At 36.6% G+C, this 3,445-nt stretch carries 3 protein-coding genes; 1 reads left to right on the forward strand and 2 read right to left on the reverse strand.

Annotated elements, in window-relative coordinates; translation table 11 throughout:
- Positions 1-405, reverse strand: a 405-nt coding sequence (locus tag ABI367_RS03460) for a thiamine-phosphate kinase (protein WP_462228990.1), incomplete at its 3' end; no start/stop codon positions are given.
- 14 nt (positions 406-419) lie between these two features.
- Complete coding sequence (gene nadA / locus ABI367_RS03465; RefSeq protein WP_462228992.1) at positions 420-1,412, reverse strand: quinolinate synthase NadA; 993 nt, start codon at positions 1,410-1,412, stop codon at positions 420-422.
- A 407-nt stretch (positions 1,413-1,819) separates the two neighbouring features.
- Between nadA and nadB the strand changes: the two genes are divergently transcribed.
- Complete coding sequence (gene nadB, locus ABI367_RS03470; protein WP_462228994.1) at positions 1,820-3,412, forward strand: L-aspartate oxidase; 1,593 nt, start codon at positions 1,820-1,822, stop codon at positions 3,410-3,412.
- Positions 3,413-3,445: the final 33 nt, after the last annotated feature.

Consider the following 3,445-nt stretch of genomic DNA (forward strand, 5'->3'; position numbering starts at 1 on the left):
ATCGCCACCTACCAAATCAACTCCATATTTTTCGCAGGCAATATATATGCCTTCATATAATTCTTCAATAGCTTCTAACGGAAACTTGCTCGACATACCTATAGATACCGTTACCTGGGTTGCCACGCCATTCATGGCATATATATCACTCAAATTAACTTGAATAGCCTTATACCCCAAATGTTTTAAAGGTGTATAAGCCAGGTCAAAGTGAATACCCTCCAACAGCATATCGGTTGATACCAGCATCTTTTTACCCAGCGTATCAATAACCGCGGCATCATCCCCAACGCCCTTTAAAGTACCGGGTTGCACCAGTTTTATATTTTTAGTAAGATGGTTTATTAAACCAAACTCACCTAAATTTTCAATATCGGTTTTGTCTTTTTTATCAAATAATGTCATAATGCTATTTATCTTTACAATCCTAATCTGGCTGATATTTCCAGCATCCTCTCAATAGGTTTTACCGCTTTTTCAATGATGTGCTGCGGTACAGTTATTTCGGGCAATTCATTTTTTAAGCATAAATAAAGCTTCTCTAATGTATTACGTTTCATGTGCGGGCAATCATTACAGGCACAGGCATTATTTGGCGGTGCGGGTATAAATACCTTATCCGGATTTTCTTTTTGCATCTGGTGCAAAATACCTGCCTCTGTAGCTACTATAAATTCTTTATCGGTATGGTTACCCGCATATTTTAAAATACCTGTTGTTGAGCCTATATAATCGGCCATTTGCAAAATAACTTCCTCACATTCAGGGTGGGCTAATAACTTTGCACCCGGGTGTCTTTCTTTTAATTTGGTAATCTTTTCTCTAGAAAATATTTCATGTACCATACAGGCGCCATTCCATAAAACCAGGTCACGGCCTGTTTTTTTAGCTACATAAGCACCTAAATTTTTATCAGGTCCAAATATTATCTTTTGCTCCGGCGGCAGGCTCTCTACTATTTGAATTGCATTGCTTGAGGTACAAACTATATCACTTAAAGCTTTTAATTCTGCAGTGCAATTTACATAGGTAATTACCAGATGATCAGGGTATTTTTCCTTAAACTTTTTAAATAAATGTGGCGGACAACTATCCGCTAATGAGCATCCTGCCTTTGCATCGGGTAATAAAACCTTTTTGTTGGGGGATAGTATTTTCGCTGTTTCGGCCATGAAGTGTACACCGGCAAAAACAATAATGTCGGCATCGGTTTTCGCGGCTTGTTGCGATAGGCCCAAACTGTCGCCGATATAATCCGCGATATCCTGTATGTCAGGTTCCTGGTAGTAGTGCGCAAGTATGACAGCATTTTTCTCCTTTTTAAGTTTTTCTATTTCATCAAAAAGATCAAGCGTTGGGTCAATAATTTCCTCGGCATATCCTTTCAAATTTATTTCATCTAATATATTCATTTCAACATTTTAATTAATAACAATTAGTTTTATATATAAAAAGAACCTATTGTTATTGGTGTGTTAGTTATGTTTAAAAGTTGTTTTACTATTTTATAAAAAAGTTGTTTTTAACTTTTTATCAACAGATTTTAAACCAATTTTTATTTTTATTTTATTGATTATTAATCTGATATAATTATAAAGCTTTATTTAAAAAACTTATTTGTTAATATTTTATTGCCTTTTATAATGTTAACTTCATGGTTAATATGGCTTATAAATTGCTTACAATTATATGACATAGGGTACAAATATCGGGGTTATCAACTACTAAAAAACTTATTAAGTTATTACTTACACAAAATTAACATCTTTATCTCCTATTGTTAACATAACTCTTAATTTTACACCACAATACCTATAATATGACTAAAAATGTGGATTTCCTGGTTATAGGATCAGGCATAGCCGGATTAAGTTTTGCACTAAAGGCCGCAAAGCATGGTAAGGTTCTGATAGTTACCAAATCAAACGAGGACGAATCAAACACTAAGTATGCCCAGGGTGGTGTTGCGGTAGTTGTGGATAAAAAAGAAGATTCTTTTGATAAACATATAAATGATACGCTAATTGCCGGTGATGGGTTATGTGATAAGGAAGTTGTAGAAATGGTGGTTAAAGAAGGTCCGGAACGTATTAATGAAATTATTGATTACGGAACCAACTTTGATAAAACAAACGAAGGTATTTACGACCTGGCAAAAGAGGGCGGCCACTCCGAATTTAGGGTATTACATTATAAAGATATTACCGGTTTTGAAATAGAAAGATCATTATTAGAGCAAATACATCAAAACCCTAATATTGAAATACTGACCCATTATTTTGCCATGGATTTGATAACCCAGCACCATTTGGGCGAGTTTGTAGGTAAATCAACTGATAATATTAAATGCTACGGCATATATGCGTTAAATACCGAGAATAATACGGTTGATAAGATATTATCAAAAGTTACGGTTATGGCATCAGGTGGCGCAGGGCATATTTATTCGGTAACAACCAATCCTACTATAGCCACCGGCGATGGGGTGGCTATGGTATATCGTGCAAAAGGTAAAGTGCGGAATATGGAGTTTATCCAGTTTCATCCAACAGCTTTATATAATCCGGGCGATTATCCATCATTCTTAATATCAGAAGCAGTACGCGGTTTTGGTGGTATATTAAAACGTACCAACGGCGAAGAATTTATGCAGGAGTATGACGAGCGCAGATCGTTAGCCCCGCGTGATATTGTTGCCCGTGCCATTGATGCCGAAATAAAAAAATCGGGAGAAGATTATGTTTACCTGGATATACGGCACCGCAGTAAAAAAGATCTGTTAACTCATTTCCCTAATATATATGCTAAATGTTTAGAGATAGGGATTGATATGACTAAAGACATGATACCTGTTTCGCCGGCTTGTCATTATATGTGTGGCGGGATAATGGTTGATCATGAAGGACGGTCATCTATCATGCAATTATATGCCTGCGGCGAGTGTTCATCAACAGGCTTACACGGCGCTAACCGTTTAGCCTCAAACTCTTTACTTGAAGCATTGGTATTTGCGCATCGTATTTATAAAAATGCTATTGAAACCTTTGATAACATAATTATCCCGCAAAATATACCCGACTGGGATGAAAAAGGGGTACAACTATCCAACGAAGATATATTAGTAACCCACAACGTGCGCGAAATGCAAAAATTAATGGCCGATTATGTGGGCATAGTGCGTTCTGATTTCAGGCTGGAACGTGCCATGCGCCGGTTAGGTTTATTGTACGAAGAAACTGAAGCATTTTATAAAAAAACTAAGGTATCTGTAAAGCTATGCGAGCTGCGTAACCTGATACAAGTTTCTTTCATCGTTGTAAAATCAGCCATGATGCGTAAAGAGAGCCGGGGGTTGCATTATACTACGGATTATCCTGAGCATCAGGATGTTTTGGAGGATACGGTATTTTGATGTATAGACTTGCGAAGTTTTTAAAACTTCGCA

The sequence above is a fragment of the Mucilaginibacter sp. genome (assembly GCF_039935595.1).
Lineage (GTDB): Bacteria > Bacteroidota > Bacteroidia > Sphingobacteriales > Sphingobacteriaceae > Mucilaginibacter.

Bases quoted from the DNA above. Each gene is read 5' to 3' on its own strand.
- nadA (WP_462228992.1), bottom strand. From the start codon at position 1,412: ATGAATATATTAGATGAAATAAATTTGAAAGGATATGCCGAGGAAATT.
- nadB (WP_462228994.1), top strand. From the start codon at position 1,820: ATGACTAAAAATGTGGATTTCCTGGTTATAGGATCAGGCATAGCCGGA.